The following is a 19,132-nucleotide window of genomic DNA, read 5'->3' as shown; positions in this document are numbered from 1 at the left end:
ATAATCTTTCTATTCACTACTACGAAATGTAAATTTCTAAAATTGAAGAATTTCCACTCAATTGAAAAGCTGTTAATACAGCTGGAATTAATACCGTATCACCTTTAGAATACGAATAGTTTTGTCCCGCTAATTCCAGTTCAAAACTACCCTCTACACACATATACACCGTAAAGGTAGTTCCTGTTTTTTGAACTTCTATCTCCCCTGCTAACGGAATAAATTGAGTAGTAAAATAAGGACAATCAACTACTGGATTGGATTGATTACTATTTTTTTGATAGGTTTTTTGAGACGATACCGTATTGTAATTAATAGCATCTAAAGCCTATTCAACATGCAATTCCCGTTGATTACCATTAGAATCAACTCGATCAAAATCATACAATCGATAGGTAATATCTGAAGTTTGTTGAATTTCGGCAACCACCATCCCCGCTCCAATAGCATGTACCGTACCTGTTTCAATGAGAAACACATCGCCTTGCTGCACTTTAATTTCGTTAAGTGTAGTCACCAAGGTCTTATTTTCTAAATGTTTTAAATAAGTAGGCGCATCAATCGGTTCTTTAAATCCTGCAATTAATCTGGCATTGGTATCAGCCTGTAACACATACCACATCTCTGTTTTACCAAATGAATTGTGACGTTGTTTAGCCAAAATATCATTAGGATGCACTTGAACTGATAAATCTTCTTTGGCGTCTAAATACTTAAACAACAATGGAAATTGATTCCCAAAACGTTCAAAAACAATTGTACCTAAAATTTCACGAGGAAATTCAGCAAGTACAGAAGTTATGAATTGTCCTTCAAAAGCTCCATTAGCAATCGTACTCACATTTCCTTCAACCGTAGACAATTCCCAACTCTCCCCAGTTTGATTGGAAGTAATGGGCTTGTGAAGCAATGATTGTAGTTTTTCTCCTCCCCAAAGTCGCTCTTTGAAAATAGGATGAAACTGTAATGGATAGAGTGGTATTTTCATTTTGTTTTTAACCTAATTGAACGTTACATCTCTTGTGTAACTATTTTTTTAATCGCTTCGAGGGCTTTCGGGATGTGTTGCCCCGCTAACATACTATTGAATACCATTTGGACTACTCCTTTTGCATCTATAACATACGTAACTCGTCCTGGAAGTAGTCCAAAAAAAGCGGTTGGAACTCCAAATAATTTTCTTATTTTTTTGTCCGTATCTGACAAAAGTAAAAAGGGAAGCTGGTATTGAGCAGTAAACTTTTGGTGCGAAGCCAAACCATCACTACTAATTCCAATAACTTCTGCCCCTAAATCTAAAAAATCTTCATATTGATCTCTAAAACTACACGCTTGGGCAGTACAACCCGGTGTATTGTCTTTGGGATAGAAATAAAGCACTACTGTTTTTTTTCCTATTACAGAGGCACTATCAAAAAGATTACCTTGAGCATCTACCGCACTAAACTGAGGCACAACATCACCTACTTGAATGGCCATTATTCTCCTTTATACGTTACAAAATTACGAGCTGTTTCATACAAAACCACTTCCAAATCATGGGTGGCTTGAATGTGTTTTCTGATTTTATTCCAAATCACTACCGCTATATTTTCAGCCGTTGGATTCAAATCTTGGAATTCAGGAACATCCAAATTCAAATTTTTATGATCCATCGCATCTTCTACTTCTTTTTTGATAATATCCGAAAGAATTTTAACATCCATCACATAGCCTGTTTCTGGATCAATAGGTCCTGTAACACTCACTATCAATTCATAATTATGTCCATGAAAATTCGGATTATTACACTTCCCAAAAACAGCATCATTTTGCTCAAATGACCAATCTTTTCTATACAATCGGTGTGCCGCATTAAAATGGGCTTTTCGTGAAATCGTAACTCTCATTTGAATTAATTTAAAGTGTATGCTCTTCTAAAAAATGATAAAATTCATCAAAAATAATTTTGAACCAAATCGTATATAAATCTGGATGATTCTGAATATCGACCTTCACAGCCTCAATAGGCATCCATTTCCATGCTTCTACTTCATCGGGGTTAATTTTAGGGTCTTCATGGTAATACCCTATCATTACATGATCCAATTCATGCTCTGTCAAACCATTGTCAAAAGGAGCCTTGTATATAAAATGAAACAATTCTTTCAACTCAGTTTGAAATCCCATTTCCTCATACAATCGTCTACTTCCTGCTTGAATATTAGTTTCTCCTTCGCGTTGGTGACTACAACAGGTATTGGTCCATAACAGCGGAGAATGGTATTTGTGATGCGCACGTTGTTGCAACATAATTTCGTTCTTGCTATTCAATACAAAAACCGAAAAAGCACGATGTAAAACTGCTTTTTCATGCGCCTCCATCTTCGGCATTAACCCAATGGGCTCATCCCTTTCATTCACTAATATAACATGCTCTTCTAACATAAGATTGTATTAATCGTCAAAAATACAAAAAAGATAGAGCAAGAACACCAATTTTTATTTTTAGGCAAAGTTTAACTACTGTCTAACTAGTAAAATGGTATTTTTACATTGAAACTAAGAGTCGCTAAAGATTCTAAAAAAACAAACATCGATGAAATATTATTTTTTATTGTTCGTCCCTTTACTTATTTTTAATGCTTGTGGCCAAACAACAACTCAAAAAAAATCCAATACCTCAACTATGTCAAATACCATTTCTAAACCTGAAAACCCATACTATTCGAATACTGACACCACAAAATTAAACGTCTCAGATGCCGAGTGGAAAAAAATATTACCTCCTGATTTATATGCCGTAGCGCGTGAAGCTGACACTGAAAGAGCATTTACAGGAACCATGTGGAACGACGAAACAAAAGGAACCTACTACTGTGCTGTATGTGGATCCAGATTATTCCGATCCAATCAAAAATTCACTAGTAGTTGTGGCTGGCCAAGCTTTTTTGAGCAAGAAAATAAAGAAAGTATCATCTTCAAATTGGACAAATCCTTCGGAATGATTCGCACCGAAGCGCTTTGTGGCAGATGCAACAGTCATTTAGGCCATTTATTCAATGACGGCCCGGAACCCACTGGAAAAAGATATTGTATGAATGCCATTTCTTTAGATTTTGTACCAGACGCAATACCTACACAATCCAATTCAAAAATAGCCACCATTACTCTAGGTGGTGGATGCTATTGGTGTGTAGAAGCAGTATACGAAAATTTAAAAGGAGTCCAATCCGTTGTATCGGGTTATGCAGGGGGGCATACTGAAAATCCAACCTATGAAGAAGTATGCTCAGGAACAACGGGCCATGCCGAAGTAGTCCAAATTACCTACGACAAAACACAAACCAATTTAGACGAGATTTTCAAAGTATTCTTTACCGTTCACGACCCCACCACACTCAACCGACAAAGAGCCGATGTAGGCACACAATACCGTTCGGTTATTTTCTACAAAAACGAACAAGAAAAAAAAGAAGCGCAGCATATCATTACAGCTCTCACTAATGCCCGTGTATATGATAGTCCAGTAGTAACTACTATTGAACCACTTACCCAATTCTACAAAGCCGAAGACTACCATCAAGGATATTATGAAAAGAATAAAAACCAGCCGTACTGTAAAATGGTGATCCAACCTAAAATTGAAAAATTCGAAAAATTATTTAAAAGTCGTTTGAAAAAAGAATAATGGTATATTTACCTTAATTACTATCAAAAAAACCAGAACCCAAATGAAACAACTCATTCGTCTCACACTACTTCTTGCTCTACTATATTGCAACACAATTGAAGCACAAAAATCAAAGTCCAGCTGGACATTACTTGATTTTGTAAAAACGGACAGCATTAATCCTATTTTATCACCTGATAAAAAACAGACCTTTATATGTCCGGTAAGTAAAAAAACGGTGAGTTGGGAAGAACGCAATGTACTCAATCCGTCTGCCATTGTAAAAGACAACAAAGTATATCTCATTTATCGAGCACAAGACAACCAAATGACTTCCCGTTTAGGCTTAGCCGTAAGCGAAGACGGTTTGCATTTTAAAAAAGAAGCCGAGCCTATCTTTTCCCCTGACAATGACAGCATGAATCAATACGAATGGAAAGGTGGAGTAGAAGATCCAAGGGTGATTGAATGCTCTGACGGAAGCTATTTTATGACCTATACTGCTTATGATGGTAAAGTGGCCCGATTGTGTTTTGCCACTTCCAAAGATTTGAAACATTGGACAAAACAAGGCCTGGTACTGAAAGACGAAAAGTACAAAGACCTCTGGGCCAAATCTGGGGCGATTGTAGGTAAAAAAAAAGGAAATAAAATAATTGCTACCAAAATTAATAACAACTATTGGATGTATTTTGGCGATACCGATTTGTTCATGGCGTATTCTGACGATTTAATCCATTGGCAAGCCGCTGTCAATGAAGAAAGTCAAAAAATAATTAGTGTTCTTCATCCTCGAATGGGCTATTTTGACAGTCGATTGGTAGAACCTGGACCTTTTGCCCTTTTGCAAAAAGAAGGAATTGTATTAATCTACAACGGTAGTAATGCAGCCAATTACAACACCTCTGAATTGCCAAAATTTACCTATGCTGCAGGCCAAGCATTATTTGACAAAAACCAACCGTACAAACTAATCGACCGTACTCAAAATCACTTCATTCATCCCGACAAACCCTATGAAAAAATGGGAGAAGTAAATGAAGTTTGTTTTGTAGAAGGATTGGTTTTCTTTAAGAACAAATGGTTCTTATATTATGGTACAGCCGACTCAAAAATTTCCGTAGCGGTGCGTAAACAATAGGTATTACTGCAAACTTTCAGCGATTTTTAAAGCGCATTTTTCACCATCAATGGCAGCCGAAATAATGCCACCAGCATAGCCTGCTCCTTCTCCACACGGATACAATCCTTTGATTTGCAAATGCTCAAGAGATATTCCATCTCTCGGAATTCTCACAGGCGAAGAAGTACGTGATTCAGGCGCGTGAAGAATCGCTTCATTGGTCAAGTAGCCTTTCATCGATTTGCCAAATTCGGTAAATCCTTCTCTCAAAATCTGACTTAAAAAACCAGGAAACACCCGCCCCATTTCTACCGAAGTAGTACCTGGAACATAGGATGTAGTAGGAATAGTAGTAGATACTTTATTTTGAGTAAAATCAACCATTCGTTGTGCGGGAACACGTTGGGTTTGACCAGCCAAATGCCATGCTTTCTGCTCGATACTCTTCTGAAATTCCATTCCAGCCAAAGGCCCAAATTTAGCAAAAGGAGCAAAATCTTCTAACTTCAATTCGATAACAATGCCGGAATTGGCAGTAGCCTGATCCCGTTTAGAAGGCGACCATCCATTGGTTACTACCTCGCCTGGGCTAGTAGCACAAGGCGCAATTACTCCACCTGGACACATACAAAAAGAATACATCCCTCGACCTCCCACTTGTTTTACTATCGAATACGGAGCGGGTGGTAAATGTTCCCCACGATAATCACAACTGTATTGAATACGGTCTATCAACGATTGTGGATGTTCTGCTCGAACGCCCAAAGCAAAAGGCTTGGCTTCAATCAATACTTTTTTGCGATCCAACAATTCAAAAATATCACGAGCCGAATGCCCTGTGGCCAATATGATTTTATTAGCGGCAATGGTATCCCTTTTTTGAGTTACCACGCCTTGGACTTCGTTATTTTTGATTACAATATCGGTTACACGGGTTTCAAACAAAACCTGTCCGCCACATTCAATAATTTTTTCTCGAATATCCTGAATAATTTGAGGCAATTTGTTTGTTCCAATGTGCGGATGAGCATCAACCAAAATATCAGGTGTTGCACCAAAAGCAAATAACAATTCCAGAATTCGAGTTACATCACCTCGTTTTTTAGAACGGGTATACAATTTCCCATCCGAATAAGTTCCTGCCCCGCCTTCGCCAAAACAATAATTGGAATCTTCATTCACAATATGATCTCGATTGATCGCTTTTAAATCACGACGACGACCACGAACGTCTTTTCCACGTTCAATCACAATAGGCTTTAATCCTAATTCGATCAATTGCAAAGCAGCAAAAAGTCCTGCTGGACCTGCACCAACAACAATTACTTCATGGGCATGAGCGACATTTTGATAATCAGGAAGCGATATAGATTGTTCTTGAAAGACTTCTTCTTGCAAATAAATCCGTACTTTCAGATTGATTTTAATGGTTTTTTGACGCGCATCAATAGAACGTTTTAGTATGGAAACATGTTGAATTTCAGAAACCCCAACCTTGATTTGTTTAGACAAATACTGTTGTAGCAACACAGCATCGGCAGCTATTTCGGGACTAACTTGTAGTAAAAGTTCTTTTGGCATCAAATGTTATTTTTTCTATGTTAAACCCATTTGGCAAAACAGAATACAAAAATAACATTTTGAAGTGAATTCAGTCAATGAAAATAACAACCATTTCGAAGAAGAGTTTGTACCTTTGCGTTTCAATTGCAAAAAATGGAAAGAAAAATTAAATTAATTTGGGATTTTAGAGGACCAACAGCTGCAAAAACCGCCGAACATCATGAAATTCACCTCAAAGAATTCATCGACATCGAAAAGCTACCGCTCAAAATTACAGGATTTGAAATACGAAATGAAATGTACGCTATCGCTTATATGGTAGTCACTGACGACTATATGATTGCAGTTCGCGATGCCTTAAAACCACATCGCGGAGAAATCTACCAAGAGTAACGATTGCTACATTAGTTAGCGACTTCGCTAATGAATTGAATACGCATCAAACGCAATTCATCAATATCGTATTCACCGTCAAATTCTTTCAAAGCGTCTTCAATTCGATCCGATTCAGATTCCATAAAGTAGTCGTGAATTTCTTCTTGTTGTTCGTCATCCAAAAGATCGTCAATCCAATACTTAATATTTAATTTAGTTCCTGAATACACAATCTGTTCCATCTCTTTAATCAAGTCATCCATAGTCATGCCTTTGGCTGCAGCAATATCCTCTAAAGAGAGTTTTCTGTCAATATTTTGGATGATATACAACTTATTAGCCGAATTCACACCGGTAGATTTCACTACCAAATCATCTGGACGAATAATGTCATTATCCTCAACATAACGACTAATTAATTCTACAAAGGAAGCACCATATTTTTTAGCCTTTCCTTCTCCAACACCATGAATCGTAATTAATTCATCTTGAGTAATCGGATATTTTAACGCCATGTCTTCCAAAGAAGGATCTTGGAAAACCACAAAAGGCGGAACTCCTAATTTTTTGGCTACTTTTTTACGCAACTCACGCAACATTCCCATTAAAATTTCATCAGTCGCTCCCGAAGATTTTGTTGATGAAACAATTGCATCCTCCTCACTTTCGCTATACTCGTGATCTTCAGACATCATAAACGAACTAGGATTTTTAATAAAATCCAATCCTTTGTCTGTAATCTTAACAATACCATAGGTTTCAATATCCTTAGCCAAATACCCTTCGACTAAAACTTGGCGTAACAAAGCCATCCAATATTTTTCATCGTGATCAGCTCCCGATCCAAAGAAGGATTGTGAGTCTGTTTTATGTGCCTTAATTACCGCATTCACACGACCTATCAAAGTAAATACGACTTCTTTAGATTTGTATAAATGTTTGGTATCGCGAACAACTTCTAATAATTGTACGACTTGATTTTTAGCTTCTACTTTATTCTTTGGATTGCGTACGTTGTCATCCATATCGGCTCCTTCACCCGTTTCGCTATCGAATTCTTCACCGAAATAGTGCAATAAAAATTTACGTCTCGACATCGAAGTTTCAGCATAGGCCACTACTTCTTGCAACAAAGCAAATCCAATTTCTTGTTCAGCAACAGGTTTACCCGACATGAATTTTTCTAATTTTTCTACGTCTTTATACGAATAGTAGGCTAAACAATGACCTTCGCCTCCATCTCGTCCTGCACGTCCTGTTTCTTGATAATAACTTTCCAAAGACTTTGGAATATCGTGATGAATTACAAAACGAACATCGGGTTTGTCAATTCCCATACCAAAAGCAATAGTAGCTACAACTACCTCCACATCTTCCATCAAAAACATGTCTTGATGTTTCGCTCTTGTTTTCGCATCCAAACCAGCATGATAAGCCACCGCGCTAATACCATTCACTTGCAAAACCTCAGCAATAGCTTCAACTTTTTTACGACTTAAACAATAAATAATTCCTGATTTTCCTTTATTTTGTTTGATAAAACGAATGATATCCGATTCAATATTTTTGGTTTTAGTACGAACCTCATAATACAAATTAGGCCTATTAAACGATGCCTTAAATGTTGTGGCATTAGACATATCCAAATTTTTCAAAATATCTTCCTGTACCTTTGGAGTAGCCGTAGCGGTTAACCCAATTACTGGAACATCACCACCTAACTGTTTGATAATATGTCTTAAATTGCGATACTCTGGTCTAAAATCATGTCCCCATTCGGATATACAATGCGCCTCATCAATAGCAACAAATGAAACAGTTACCGACTGAAGAAATTGCACATATTCCTCCTTAGTCAACGATTCAGGGGCAACATATAATAATTTAGTAATTCCTGCTGAGATATCATTTTTTACTTGGGCTATCTCAGTTTTAGTCAAAGATGAATTCAACACATGCGCAATACCATTCTCAGAAGAAAGACTTCGAATAGCATCTACCTGATTCTTCATTAAAGCAATCAGTGGCGAGACTACAATCGCAGTTCCTTCCTGAATTAAAGCCGGCAACTGATAACAGAGTGATTTCCCTCCGCCTGTAGGCATAATAACAAAAGTATTTTGTTTAGCAAGAATACTTCGTACAACCTGCTCTTGTAATCCTTTAAATTGACTAAAGCCAAAATACTTCTTTAATTCTTTGTGGATATCAATTTCGTTTGAATTCATTCTTTATTATGTGGTATTTTGTATAAATTTGCATCACATAAAGATACAACTTTCTTTTATAATCGCAAATTTAATGATAACAACCCAAAATATTTTGGCTACAGCCCAAAAAACTATACTCTCAGAAAGCCAATCGATAGCAAAAATTGCTGATTATCTGGATGAAACATTTGCAACGGCTGTTGAAAAAATTTACCATTCAAAAGGGAGATTAATCGTAACTGGTATCGGGAAAAGCGCCATCATTGCACAAAAAATGGTTGCTAGCTTCAATTCGACAGGAACTCCATCCTTATTTTTACACGCTGCCGAAGCCATTCATGGCGATTTAGGAATGGTTCAAAAAGAAGATATTGTCATCTGCATTTCTAAAAGTGGCAATAGCCCTGAAATTAAAGTATTAGTGCCTCTATTGAAACGTTTTGATAATTTTTTAATTGCCATAACTGGAAATATGAGTTCGTTTTTAGCGCAAGGATCCGATATTGTACTCAATACTACAGTAGATCATGAAGCTTGCCCTAATAATTTAGCACCAACCAATAGTACTACAGCTCAATTAGTAATGGGCGATGCCTTAGCCGTTTGTCTGATGGAAATGCGCGATTTTAAAGCCGAAGATTTTGCAGTCTATCATCCTGGAGGTGCTTTAGGTAAAAAACTACTACTCCGCGTCAAAGACATGCTAGAAAACTCGCAAAAACCAATGGTTACTCCCGATGCTCCAATCAAAAAAGTAATTGTTGAAATTTCGGAAAAACGTCTTGGAGTTACTGCCGTAGTAGAAAACAATCAAGTAATCGGGATCATTACCGATGGAGATATTCGTCGTATGTTAAACGAAAGAGATTCTTTTGCTGATTTGACAGCCAAAGACATTATGACCAAAAATCCAAAAACCACTACCTCTGAAGCCATGGTAATTGATGCTTTCCATTTGATGGAAAACTTCAAAATTACCCAACTCGTTGTAGTAGACGACTCAGAATTTAAAGGGGTGTTACACCTGCACGATATTTTAAAAGAAGGAATTATATAATGGCAAAGAAAGATTTAAACGAAATGTCGTTTTTAGACCATCTCGAGGAACTACGATGGTTATTAGTACGAAGTACAATTGCTATTTTAATTTTAGCAACGGTCACTTTTTTTGTAAGCGATTATATATTTGATGTAATTATTTTTGGACCAACTAGTCCCGACTTCATTACCTACCGCTTTTTCTGTGATTTATCACACCAATTAGGATTTGCCGACAGCATTTGCGTAACCGAAATGCCTTTCATTATCCAAAATACCGATATGGAAGGACAGGTAAACATTTTAGTTTGGACGTGTATCTTATCTGGATTCATTCTTGGATTTCCTTACATACTATGGGAATTATGGAAATTCATTAGCCCTGCCTTGTACGAAAAAGAAAGAAAACACGCCAAGTTATTTCTATTTGTGTCTTCGATGCTTTTCTTCTTAGGCGTTTTATTTGGCTACTTTGTGGTGATCCCAATGTCTGTAAACTTCTTTGCCACCTTCAAGGTGAGTGATGTGGTAAAAAACCAATTCAGCATTGATTCCTACATCGGAATGGTAAAAACGAGTATCGTAGCCAGCGGCTTGTTTTTTGAATTACCAATTATTATCTATTTCTTAACCAAGCTAGGCTTAGTTACTCCAACATTCTTAAGAAAATACTGGAAATATGCAGTGATAATTATTTTAATTGTAGCCGCTATTGTAACACCTCCTGATGTAGTAAGTCAAACAATTGTAGCTATCCCAATGTTGATTATTTACGAAGCAAGTATATGGATTTCTAAAGTTGTAACTCGAAATAAAAACAAAGAAAATGGCTGATATCGTTCAAGAATTTAATGAGTACCGTTCAAAAATGAACGAGAAATTACTCGCAGACAATAACAAAATTGTCAAGCGTATTTTCAATTTAGACACCAATGCCTATGCCGAAGGGGCTTTGGATGTAAAAACCAAAGAACTTTTAGGTCTTGTGGCCTCTACTGTATTGCGCTGTGATGATTGCATCAAATACCATTTAGAAACCAGTTATAAAGAAGGCGTAACCAAAGAAGAAATGATGGAAGCAATGGGAATCGCTACTTTAGTAGGCGGAACTATTGTAATCCCTCATTTGCGTAGAGCCTACGAATTTTGGGAAGCCTTAGAAAACAATTAAATAATGTAACAATATTGCCAATGTAACAATAAACCAATTGCTACATTTAGGAAGTGATTCATTTACACATTAGACTATGATATTAAAAGCAGACAATCTAATCAAAACCTACAAGGGCCGCAGTGTCGTAAAAGGGATTTCGGTAGAAGTAAACCAAGGAGAAATCGTAGGACTTTTAGGTCCTAACGGAGCGGGTAAAACCACTTCTTTTTACATGATTGTAGGCTTAGTAAAACCCAATGCAGGCAGTATACATTTAGATAATTTGGACATTACGGATTACCCAATGTACAAAAGAGCTCAAGCAGGAATTGGCTACTTAGCGCAAGAAGCCTCTGTTTTTAGAAAGCTAAGTATTGAAGACAATATATTAAGTGTACTGCAATTGACCAACTTATCAAAAGCAGAACAGGAAGCCAAAATGGAAAGTTTAATTGCCGAATTCAGTTTGGAACACATCCGAACCAACCGAGGCGATTTACTATCAGGTGGAGAAAGACGTCGTACCGAAATTGCACGTTGTTTAGCCACCGACCCTAAGTTCATCTTATTAGACGAACCTTTTGCAGGGGTAGACCCTGTAGCGGTGGAAGACATACAGCGTATTGTAGCCCAATTAAAAAATAAAAACATCGGTATCTTAATTACCGACCATAATGTGCAAGAAACACTAGCCATTACGGACAAAACGTACTTGATGTTTGAAGGTGGAATCCTGAAAGCAGGAATACCTGAAGAATTAGTGGAAGACGAAATGGTACGCCGAGTATATTTAGGACAGAACTTCGAATTGAGAAAGAAAAAATTAGAATTTTAAAATGAATAAACTTTCCCCTGAAGAATTAAATCAAAGTCATCAAGATCCGAATCATTGGATATGGGGAATTTTTTATTTCAACAAACAAGATCATAGATTGCTTCCGCCTAAACGAAATCCTTGGATGGGTTGGACCGTAAACTTTGCTAATCCAAAATCAATTTTACTATTACTAGCTATGATTGTATTTTGTAGTGCAATCGTCTATTTCGCTAAATCGAAATAAATGATTTTTGTATTACGCTAACTTGTTCATTTTTGCAAAGGCATTATTAGCAACAGAAAGCAACACATAGAATACAATCACTAAAGGAATCCCAGCATACTGAAAAAATACCAACAGTAAAAGTGAAGCTACTAAAAAGCCTATTTGCAGCGCATTCTTCTGCACACTAAACGTCTTGATTTTTAAAGAAAACAAAGGGATTTCAGCATTTAACAAATACACACTCAAGAAAATAATCGCTATTAATACCCACGGATTAGTCAATAATTCCAAAACCAACATCGAATCGGAATAACGCAATACTAGAGGCAAACTCAAAATAAATAACGCATTAGCTGGTGTAGGCAAGCCAATAAAAGAATCCGTTTGACGGGTATCAATATTAAAATTAGCCAAACGATAGCACGATCCCAAAGCAATCCAAAAGCCTAGAAACGGAAACGGTTCAACGGCCCAACCTAACTTTGGATAACCACTTGAACTCCCTAGTAATTGGTACATAACAACCCCAGGCACAACCCCACTAGTCACCATATCGGCTAATGAATCCAATTGCAAGCCTAACGGACTAGAAACCTGAAACAAGCGCGCAAAAAAACCATCAAAAAAATCCAAGAAAATCCCCAAGCTCACAAAATAAAAAGCCATTTCGAAATCATTGTTCAAAGCAAATACCATAGCAATACAGCCACAGAAAAGATTGAGCAAAGTAATCACATTAGGGACGTGTTTTTTAATAGTCATCATAATATAAAGTCTACAGATCGTTGAGAGCAAATTTAATATAATAATTTCAAGGACGTGAGATTTAAGCCCCATTTTTCATTCAGAGCTCTTACTTTACTATTATTTTAGAACACAGAGATAGATTCACTTTATAAAAAAGAGTATTTTTGGCAATAAGAATAACACTGCCCAATAACCTATTATGATGAAGTATTCCGTGCTAAAAAAAACAGTCTTTTTCACCCTATTTGCCTTAAGTCTACAAATTAGTTTTGCACAAAACATAACGCTTTCCAAAGAAGCCAAAGCAAGTGTACTAACCTGCGGAACAAGCAATGAAATCTATGCTCTTTTTGGCCACACTGCCATCCGAATAACAGATACCATCAACGGAATTGACGTAGTGTATAATTATGGCGCATTCGACTTTAGCACCTCTAATTTTGCCATGAAATTCGTTAAAGGAAACCTGCACTATTTTGCTGTCGCTAATTCGTATGCCGATTTCATTGCGAATTACACCTTCGAAAAGCGCTCTGTTTACGAACAAGTCCTCAACATTTCGGCAGCACAAAAACAACGATTATTTGACAACCTGAACCAATCCCTACAATTAGAAAATCGAGAATACATCTATAAATTCATTGACCAAAACTGCACGTCTATGGCGGTGGATGCACTCAACCGTTCCTTAAATCAAAAAGTAATTGTAAAAAAAGGAGATACAGATAAAAGTTACCGAACCATTTTATACCCTTATTTTAACCACCATTTTTACGAGCAGCTAGGAACGAGTATCCTCTTTGGAACAAAAACAGATCAACTAGGCACAAGCATCTTTTTGCCTTTTGAACTCCAAAAAAGTCTCAACCAAATCAAACTAAACCAACACCCTATTGTAAAAGAAAATAAAACGGTATTGGAATTTGAACCAGAACCCAATTCTTCTTGGTGGAACAATCCTTACACTTACTTACTCTTTTTAGGACTAATTCTAATACTCAACAAAAGCAGTATTGACAAAATATACCTAATAACAATGGCATTTTTAGGGATGGTATTTGCCTTTTTAGGAATGTATTCTACCCACTTAGAACTAGCCAACAATTATAACATCTTGTTATTTAATCCCAGTCTAATTGCTTTATTGTATTTTGCTAAAGCAAACAATATAAAGGGAATACAATACACATTTTGGTTTAACTTAGTAGCATTAGTAATCTATACTCTTATCATAATCAACAAAGCCCATCTTTGGATTGTAACACCCTTAATCATTACTAACGGACTTATTCTCAAACGACGATTTTAATTTACGATATTGGATTTACGATTTACGATATAACAATTTGAAAACAAGTATATCTTAATGAATCTTAATTTCTTAATGGTTTAAAATATTGGTCTTAAAAAAGCTTCTTATATTTCCTTATATACCCTATATGGTTTGAAATTTACGATTTGCGAGGTACGATTTACGACCCGAGGCAAAGCCAAAGTCTGCGAATACTTGGAGCAGAGTATGTGGGGAGCGAAGCTATTTACAAATAACCAACAACTGACAACCAATCCCTACTTCCCAAAGAAATCCCTCAAAATTCTAGCGGTAAATAGTCGAGCACCTGCATCGTTCAAATGCCCGCAAGAAGAAAAATACTGATCGCCTTCCACCACATTTTCATAATTGTAAATCTCTGGATATTTGGATTTGACTTTATCAAAATAGTCCATTCCCTTGACATTGGAACACATTGGAGTCATAATCGCAATCAATTGGATATGATGCGCTTTACAAATAGCCTTAATTTCTTTGTAGTATTTATTGTCAAGCGGATTCAACGCACGAATATCATTCTTCATATTTCCCTTCTTCTTACCACTCAAAGGATGATACCCCAAATTTTCCAAATAATTAGTAGGAACACCACGCCAACTTCGGTTCATTTCTCGAAAGCCAATTTTAGCATCAAAAGCCACATAGCGATAAAACGGAATATAATACAACTTCCAAAAGTCTTCTTCTTGAGCAAAATGATTCCGAATCATCTCCGAATCATGCAAATAGGGTAAAAATTGAGCCGAAATTCCAGCATCTCTTTTCTCATTAGCCAAATTCATATCGGTCTCAAGGATCAATTTCTTGATCACAAAATGGCGTTCTACCATCAATTTCAATAGCAAAGAAGCCTCAAACAAATGCGACGCACTCATCCCATAGTTGAACGTCTTGAGACCTTTGGCTTCAAATAAGGGCGCTACAAAATGATTGTTGGCTCTTGACGAACCTAAAAAAACCACATCATACTGTTGCGGACGAGCGTGATACACATATTCAATTTTCCCTCTCATCGATGATTGCTGAAAAATAGTGGTGTACACCCAATCCAAAACCACTGCCAAAAGCATGACAGCAACTACTATAAAGGCAATTAAACGTATAAATTTTTGCATTAAAACTGAAAATAAATAAATTCCTTATAATCCGAAAAAGTGCCCAAAGCCAAAATTGCAGCCAAGCACAACACTAATTTCAAACCACTATAGTTCCCTGAAATTGGCTCCACTTTCGTACGAGAATTCCACTCGACTATTACAAAGGCACCAATCAAAAACAACAACTCATAGTTGTACCGTTCATTTTTCAAAAACTGAGAAACAAAATGCTGCTCGGTGAATATGCGCTGAATATAACGCAACGCCTGCTGTATCGAATTGGCCCTAAAGAAAATCCAAGCCAAACAACTCAACAAAAACGTACTCAAAATACTCCCAACAACGCGAACCGAATGCCAATCGCGAGTCAATACTACGGTTTCCATATTGGTTCGGTTCTTTTTCAAAAGTAATAAGGGTAAAAAGTACACCGCATTAATCAATCCCCAAGCAATAAATGTCCAATTGGCGCCATGCCAAAAACCACTCACCAAGAAAATGATAAACGTATTGCGAATTTTCATACCCATACCGCCACTACTTCCACCTAACGGAATGTACAAATAATCTCGGAACCAAGACGAAAGTGAAATATGCCAACGGCGCCAAAACTCGGCAATATCCCTTGAAAAATACGGATAATTGAAATTGCGCAACAAATCAATCCCAAACAACTTCGACATCCCTAACGCCATATCCGAGTAACCCGAGAAATCACCATAAATCTGAAAGGCGAAATACACCGCTCCCAAAATCAAGGAAAGCGAATTCATATTGGGATAATAATCAAAAATCGCATTGGCATAGGTCGCACAGGTATCGGCAATAACCACTTTTTTGACCAAGCCCCAAAGAAATTGATACACCCCTTCTTTGGCTTTCTCAAAATCAAAATGACGTTTAATTTTTACCTGTGGCAATAAATGAGTAGCTCTTTCAATAGGTCCAGCGACTAGTAGTGGAAAGTAACTGACAAAAAGAGAATAATCCACAAAGTTCGTTTCGGCCTTGATGCGCTTCAAATAAATATCAATCACATACGACAAGCCGTGAAACGTATAAAACGAAATCCCAACGGGCAACACCACATTCAATAACAACGGACTAGTGGATAACCCAATAGCATTCAACGCTTCGGATAGCGAACTAGCAAAAAAATTATAGTACTTAAAAACTCCTAGAAAACCCAGATTAACAGTAATACTCAGCCAAAACCAAAATTTCCTTCCTTTTTCAGTAGTCCCTTTTTCAATTCGAAGTCCTGTGTAGTAATCCAAAAAAGTAGAAAAGACCAACAAGAACAAAAACCGCCAATCCCAACACGAATAAAAATAATAGCTCGCTACAATTAGCACGGCATTCTGACTGGCTTTACTTTTGTTAAACACAAACCAATACAGTACAAATACTATGGGCAAAAAAACCGCAAAACTTAACGAGTTAAAAAACATAATTAGGGTTTCTAATTTTCAAGCGCGAAATTACCATTTATTCTTTTTACAAACTAATTTTATATACGAGTGACGATTTACGAAGTACGATTTTAGAATGTATCAATTTGAAAATTTGAAAATGTAACAATTCCTAAAATAAGTGTTCGTGATGTGCTACTTAAATGCGCTGTAACAAAGCGAAGCGACTTCTTAATTTTCCTTATATGACTTAAATGGTTTTAAAATATCGAGTTACGAGTTACGGTTTACGAGTCAAAAAAAAATCCCCAAAGAATAGTTCTCCAGGGATTTGTAGTCGATTAGTGAAATCGTAATTAATTATCTAGTACCGCAAAAGTCGAATTCATACTCTTAAACTCCGGTACAATTTTCTTCATTCTACTCACAATGGTATCATTATCAAAAATATCGGAACCTGTAATCAATTCAATAATATCGAGATGCAACTCTTCAAACTCCTCCTCCATTTCTTGAGCAATCATAATCTTCTCGTGATACGTCGGAATTGTTTTAGCCGAATCATTCAACAACTCTTCATACAATTTCTCTCCTGGTCGAAGTCCTACTTCCTCAATAGCAATATCAACATTAGGAACAAATCCAGCCAACTTAATCATTTTAAGTGCTAAATCATAAATTCTAACAGGTTTACCCATATCAAAAATATAGATTTCACCTCCGTTCCCCATAGCACCGGCTTCCAAAACCAGTTGACACGCTTCAGGAATCGTCATAAAATAACGTATAATATCTTTATGCGTAATGGTCACCGGGCCACCTGCTGCAATTTGTTTCGTAAATAAAGGCACTACCGATCCGTTAGACCCCAAAACATTTCCAAAACGAGTCGTAATAAATTTAGTGACAACACCGGTATTTTCTTTTGAATGTTTCCATTGTAAGGACTGTACATATTTTTCGGCAATACGTTTACTAGCACCCATTACGTTAGAAGGATTAACTGCTTTGTCTGTAGAAACCATAACAAACTTAGCGACACCATACTTACAAGATAAATCAGCTACATTTTTAGTTCCTTTTACATTTGTTACAATGGCTTGTGCGGGATTTTCTTCCATTAACGGAACGTGCTTATAGGCTGCCGCGTGATACACCACCTGCGGTTGATGTGTTGCAAAAACTGATTCCATGGCTTTCTTACTTCGAACATCAGCAATCAAACTACGAATAACCGTATCGGTAGTGATGCTTTGCATTTCAAGGGTTAGTTGGTGCAAAGGCGTTTCCGCTTGATCTAACATTAAGATTACTTTTGGCTTAAATGCTAATACTTGACGAACTATCTCACTCCCTATTGAACCCGCAGCACCTGTGATTAATATAGTTTTCGATTTTATTTGTTTTGAAATAGCCGAATTATCCAATACAATTGGCTTTCGCTCCAATAAATCTTCAATTTGAATGTTTTTAATTTTTTGAGAGATCTCTTTTTGATTCTCCCAATTGGTAATCAAAGGAACTGTAAATACTTTATAATTGTACTCCAAACATTGATCTACAATATAAATTTGTTCTTCTTTAGTTAAACTCTTATCAGCAATAATTACCCCTTCTGCATTCATGGAACGCATCAAAGCAGGTAATTTTTTCTTTTGTGCCAAAATAGGCAAATCCAACATTCGTTTAGAAACATTTTGATTGTGATGATCCACAAACCCAAGTACTTTAAAACGAGCCGGAGTTTCTGAATTCAAGGCATTGGCAACAGATAAGGCATTAGCGTCAGTACCGTATATAATCGTTTTTACTAACTTTTGCTTTGAATTGTCCGAAAAATACAATTCAAACGTACGTTTTACAAGTACTCGGTATAAGAACAAGCCACAAAACGAAAATACTGTATTAATTAACAATGCGGTATTTAGGAAAACTTTTTCTTCAAATCGAAACTCATAAACCAAGTTAAAAATCAAGAAAAAGACCAAAACAAAAACTTGTGAGAAGAGTAATTTTACAGCATCAATATAAGAAGAATGACGAATAATACCCGAATAGGTTCTAAAGATCCAAAACGAAAAAAGATTGACCAATAGAAAAAACCCAACAAATACTTCCCAATGAGGTGTAATGACAAAATCAACTCCTGTCCCTCTGAACAACAAAAAATTAAACAAACAAGCCGATATAAGTACTCCAAAATCAATGGAAAGTATAATCCAACGAGGGAGGTAATTCAGACTACTAATGTTAAACCTTAGATTTTCTCTTGAAAAAAACGACATAAAATGAGTTTCTTTTTTAGACATACTGATATTCAGAGAAATAGAAAATTAATATTACTTAATTTGGACTTTTAGTTAAGTACAAAGTAACCAAAAATAAA

General features: G+C 36.5%; 18 protein-coding genes and 1 pseudogene. 9 read left to right on the top strand and 10 right to left on the bottom strand.

Annotated elements, in window-relative coordinates:
- Positions 1 to 19: 19 nt before the first annotated feature.
- The 4 genes and pseudogenes from MG292_RS05805 to idi all read right to left on the bottom strand — a co-directional run bounded on the left by MG292_RS05805 (position 20) and on the right by idi (position 2,427).
- Positions 20 to 988, bottom strand: a pseudogene (locus MG292_RS05805) (type I phosphomannose isomerase catalytic subunit).
- 23 nt (positions 989 to 1,011) lie between these two features.
- The gene (locus MG292_RS05800) at positions 1,012 to 1,479 is read right to left on the bottom strand and encodes a peroxiredoxin (protein ID WP_264533660.1); all 468 of its coding nucleotides are present in this window, start codon (positions 1,477 to 1,479) and stop codon (positions 1,012 to 1,014) included.
- A complete protein-coding gene (locus tag MG292_RS05795) occupies positions 1,479 to 1,889 on the bottom strand; it encodes a 6-pyruvoyl trahydropterin synthase family protein (protein WP_264533661.1) in 411 nt (136 codons plus the stop codon). The genes MG292_RS05800 and MG292_RS05795 overlap by 1 nt, the downstream gene beginning before the upstream one ends.
- A 10-nt stretch (positions 1,890 to 1,899) precedes the next feature.
- A complete protein-coding gene (gene idi / locus MG292_RS05790; RefSeq protein ID WP_264533662.1) occupies positions 1,900 to 2,427 on the bottom strand; it encodes an isopentenyl-diphosphate Delta-isomerase in 528 nt (175 codons plus the stop codon).
- Positions 2,428 to 2,578: 151 nt separating this feature from the next.
- On the opposite strand from idi, the gene MG292_RS05785 reads away from it, so the two are divergent.
- Both MG292_RS05785 and MG292_RS05780 read left to right on the top strand, forming a co-directional pair.
- On the top strand, positions 2,579 to 3,670 hold the full coding sequence (locus MG292_RS05785) for a bifunctional methionine sulfoxide reductase B/A protein (RefSeq protein ID WP_264533663.1): 1,092 nt from the start codon (positions 2,579 to 2,581) through the stop codon (positions 3,668 to 3,670).
- Between the two features lie 43 nt (positions 3,671 to 3,713).
- A complete protein-coding gene (locus MG292_RS05780; RefSeq protein WP_264533664.1) occupies positions 3,714 to 4,793 on the top strand; it encodes a glycoside hydrolase family 130 protein in 1,080 nt (359 codons plus the stop codon).
- A gap of 3 nt (positions 4,794 to 4,796) precedes the next feature.
- Here MG292_RS05780 and MG292_RS05775 read toward each other — a convergent pair whose 3' ends face one another.
- Positions 4,797 to 6,356 carry an NAD(P)/FAD-dependent oxidoreductase gene (locus tag MG292_RS05775; protein ID WP_264533665.1) on the bottom strand — a complete coding sequence of 520 codons (1,560 nt, stop codon included), beginning with the start codon at positions 6,354 to 6,356 and terminating at the stop codon, positions 4,797 to 4,799.
- Between the two features lie 135 nt (positions 6,357 to 6,491).
- Here MG292_RS05775 and MG292_RS05770 point away from each other — a divergent pair, with 135 nt between their 5' ends.
- Positions 6,492 to 6,731, top strand: coding sequence for a hypothetical protein (locus MG292_RS05770; protein ID WP_264533666.1), 240 nt, complete (start codon positions 6,492 to 6,494; stop codon positions 6,729 to 6,731).
- An 11-nt stretch (positions 6,732 to 6,742) separates the two neighbouring features.
- On the opposite strand, the gene MG292_RS05765 is transcribed toward MG292_RS05770, so the two are convergent.
- Complete coding sequence (locus tag MG292_RS05765; protein ID WP_264533667.1) at positions 6,743 to 8,941, bottom strand: ATP-dependent DNA helicase RecQ; 2,199 nt, start codon at positions 8,939 to 8,941, stop codon at positions 6,743 to 6,745.
- Positions 8,942 to 9,014: 73 nt separating this feature from the next.
- Between MG292_RS05765 and MG292_RS05760 the strand changes: the two genes are divergently transcribed.
- From MG292_RS05760 to MG292_RS05740, 5 genes are all read left to right on the top strand, one after another.
- Positions 9,015 to 9,980, top strand: a complete 966-nt coding sequence (locus MG292_RS05760; RefSeq protein WP_264533668.1) for a KpsF/GutQ family sugar-phosphate isomerase — start codon at positions 9,015 to 9,017, stop codon at positions 9,978 to 9,980.
- Entirely contained in the window at positions 9,980 to 10,795 is an 816-nt protein-coding gene (gene tatC, locus MG292_RS05755; RefSeq protein WP_264533669.1) for a twin-arginine translocase subunit TatC, read from the top strand. The genes MG292_RS05760 and tatC overlap by 1 nt, the downstream gene beginning before the upstream one ends.
- Complete coding sequence (locus tag MG292_RS05750; RefSeq protein ID WP_264533670.1) at positions 10,788 to 11,132, top strand: carboxymuconolactone decarboxylase family protein; 345 nt, start codon at positions 10,788 to 10,790, stop codon at positions 11,130 to 11,132. The genes tatC and MG292_RS05750 overlap by 8 nt, the downstream gene beginning before the upstream one ends.
- Before the next feature lie 76 nt (positions 11,133 to 11,208).
- The gene (gene lptB, locus MG292_RS05745) at positions 11,209 to 11,949 is read left to right on the top strand and encodes an LPS export ABC transporter ATP-binding protein (protein ID WP_264533671.1); all 741 of its coding nucleotides are present in this window, start codon (positions 11,209 to 11,211) and stop codon (positions 11,947 to 11,949) included.
- Between the two features lies 1 nt (position 11,950).
- Entirely contained in the window at positions 11,951 to 12,175 is a 225-nt protein-coding gene (locus MG292_RS05740; RefSeq protein ID WP_264533672.1) for a DUF5808 domain-containing protein, read from the top strand.
- A 12-nt stretch (positions 12,176 to 12,187) separates the two neighbouring features.
- Here the strand turns inward: MG292_RS05740 and MG292_RS05735 are convergent, their stop codons facing one another.
- Positions 12,188 to 12,919, bottom strand: coding sequence for a CDP-alcohol phosphatidyltransferase family protein (locus MG292_RS05735; RefSeq protein ID WP_264534556.1), 732 nt, complete (start codon positions 12,917 to 12,919; stop codon positions 12,188 to 12,190).
- A 184-nt stretch (positions 12,920 to 13,103) separates the two neighbouring features.
- Here MG292_RS05735 and MG292_RS05730 point away from each other — a divergent pair, with 184 nt between their 5' ends.
- Positions 13,104 to 14,213 (top strand): lipoprotein N-acyltransferase Lnb domain-containing protein, encoded by a 1,110-nt coding sequence (locus MG292_RS05730; RefSeq protein WP_319799838.1) that lies wholly within the window; start codon positions 13,104 to 13,106, stop codon positions 14,211 to 14,213.
- Positions 14,214 to 14,473: 260 nt separating this feature from the next.
- Here the strand turns inward: MG292_RS05730 and MG292_RS05725 are convergent, their stop codons facing one another.
- The 3 genes from MG292_RS05725 to MG292_RS05715 all read right to left on the bottom strand — a co-directional run bounded on the left by MG292_RS05725 (position 14,474) and on the right by MG292_RS05715 (position 19,055).
- Positions 14,474 to 15,352: a hypothetical protein gene (locus MG292_RS05725; protein ID WP_264533673.1), complete on the bottom strand. Its 879-nt coding sequence runs from the start codon at positions 15,350 to 15,352 to the stop codon at positions 14,474 to 14,476.
- Entirely contained in the window at positions 15,352 to 16,785 is a 1,434-nt protein-coding gene (locus MG292_RS05720; protein WP_264533674.1) for an MBOAT family O-acyltransferase, read from the bottom strand. The genes MG292_RS05725 and MG292_RS05720 overlap by 1 nt, the downstream gene beginning before the upstream one ends.
- A gap of 317 nt (positions 16,786 to 17,102) precedes the next feature.
- Positions 17,103 to 19,055: a polysaccharide biosynthesis protein gene (locus MG292_RS05715; protein ID WP_264533675.1), complete on the bottom strand. Its 1,953-nt coding sequence runs from the start codon at positions 19,053 to 19,055 to the stop codon at positions 17,103 to 17,105.
- Positions 19,056 to 19,132: the final 77 nt, after the last annotated feature.

The sequence above is a fragment of the Flavobacterium keumense genome (assembly GCF_029866485.1).
Lineage (GTDB): Bacteria > Bacteroidota > Bacteroidia > Flavobacteriales > Flavobacteriaceae > Flavobacterium > Flavobacterium keumense.
This window is presented reverse-complemented; position numbering and strand designations above follow the sequence as displayed.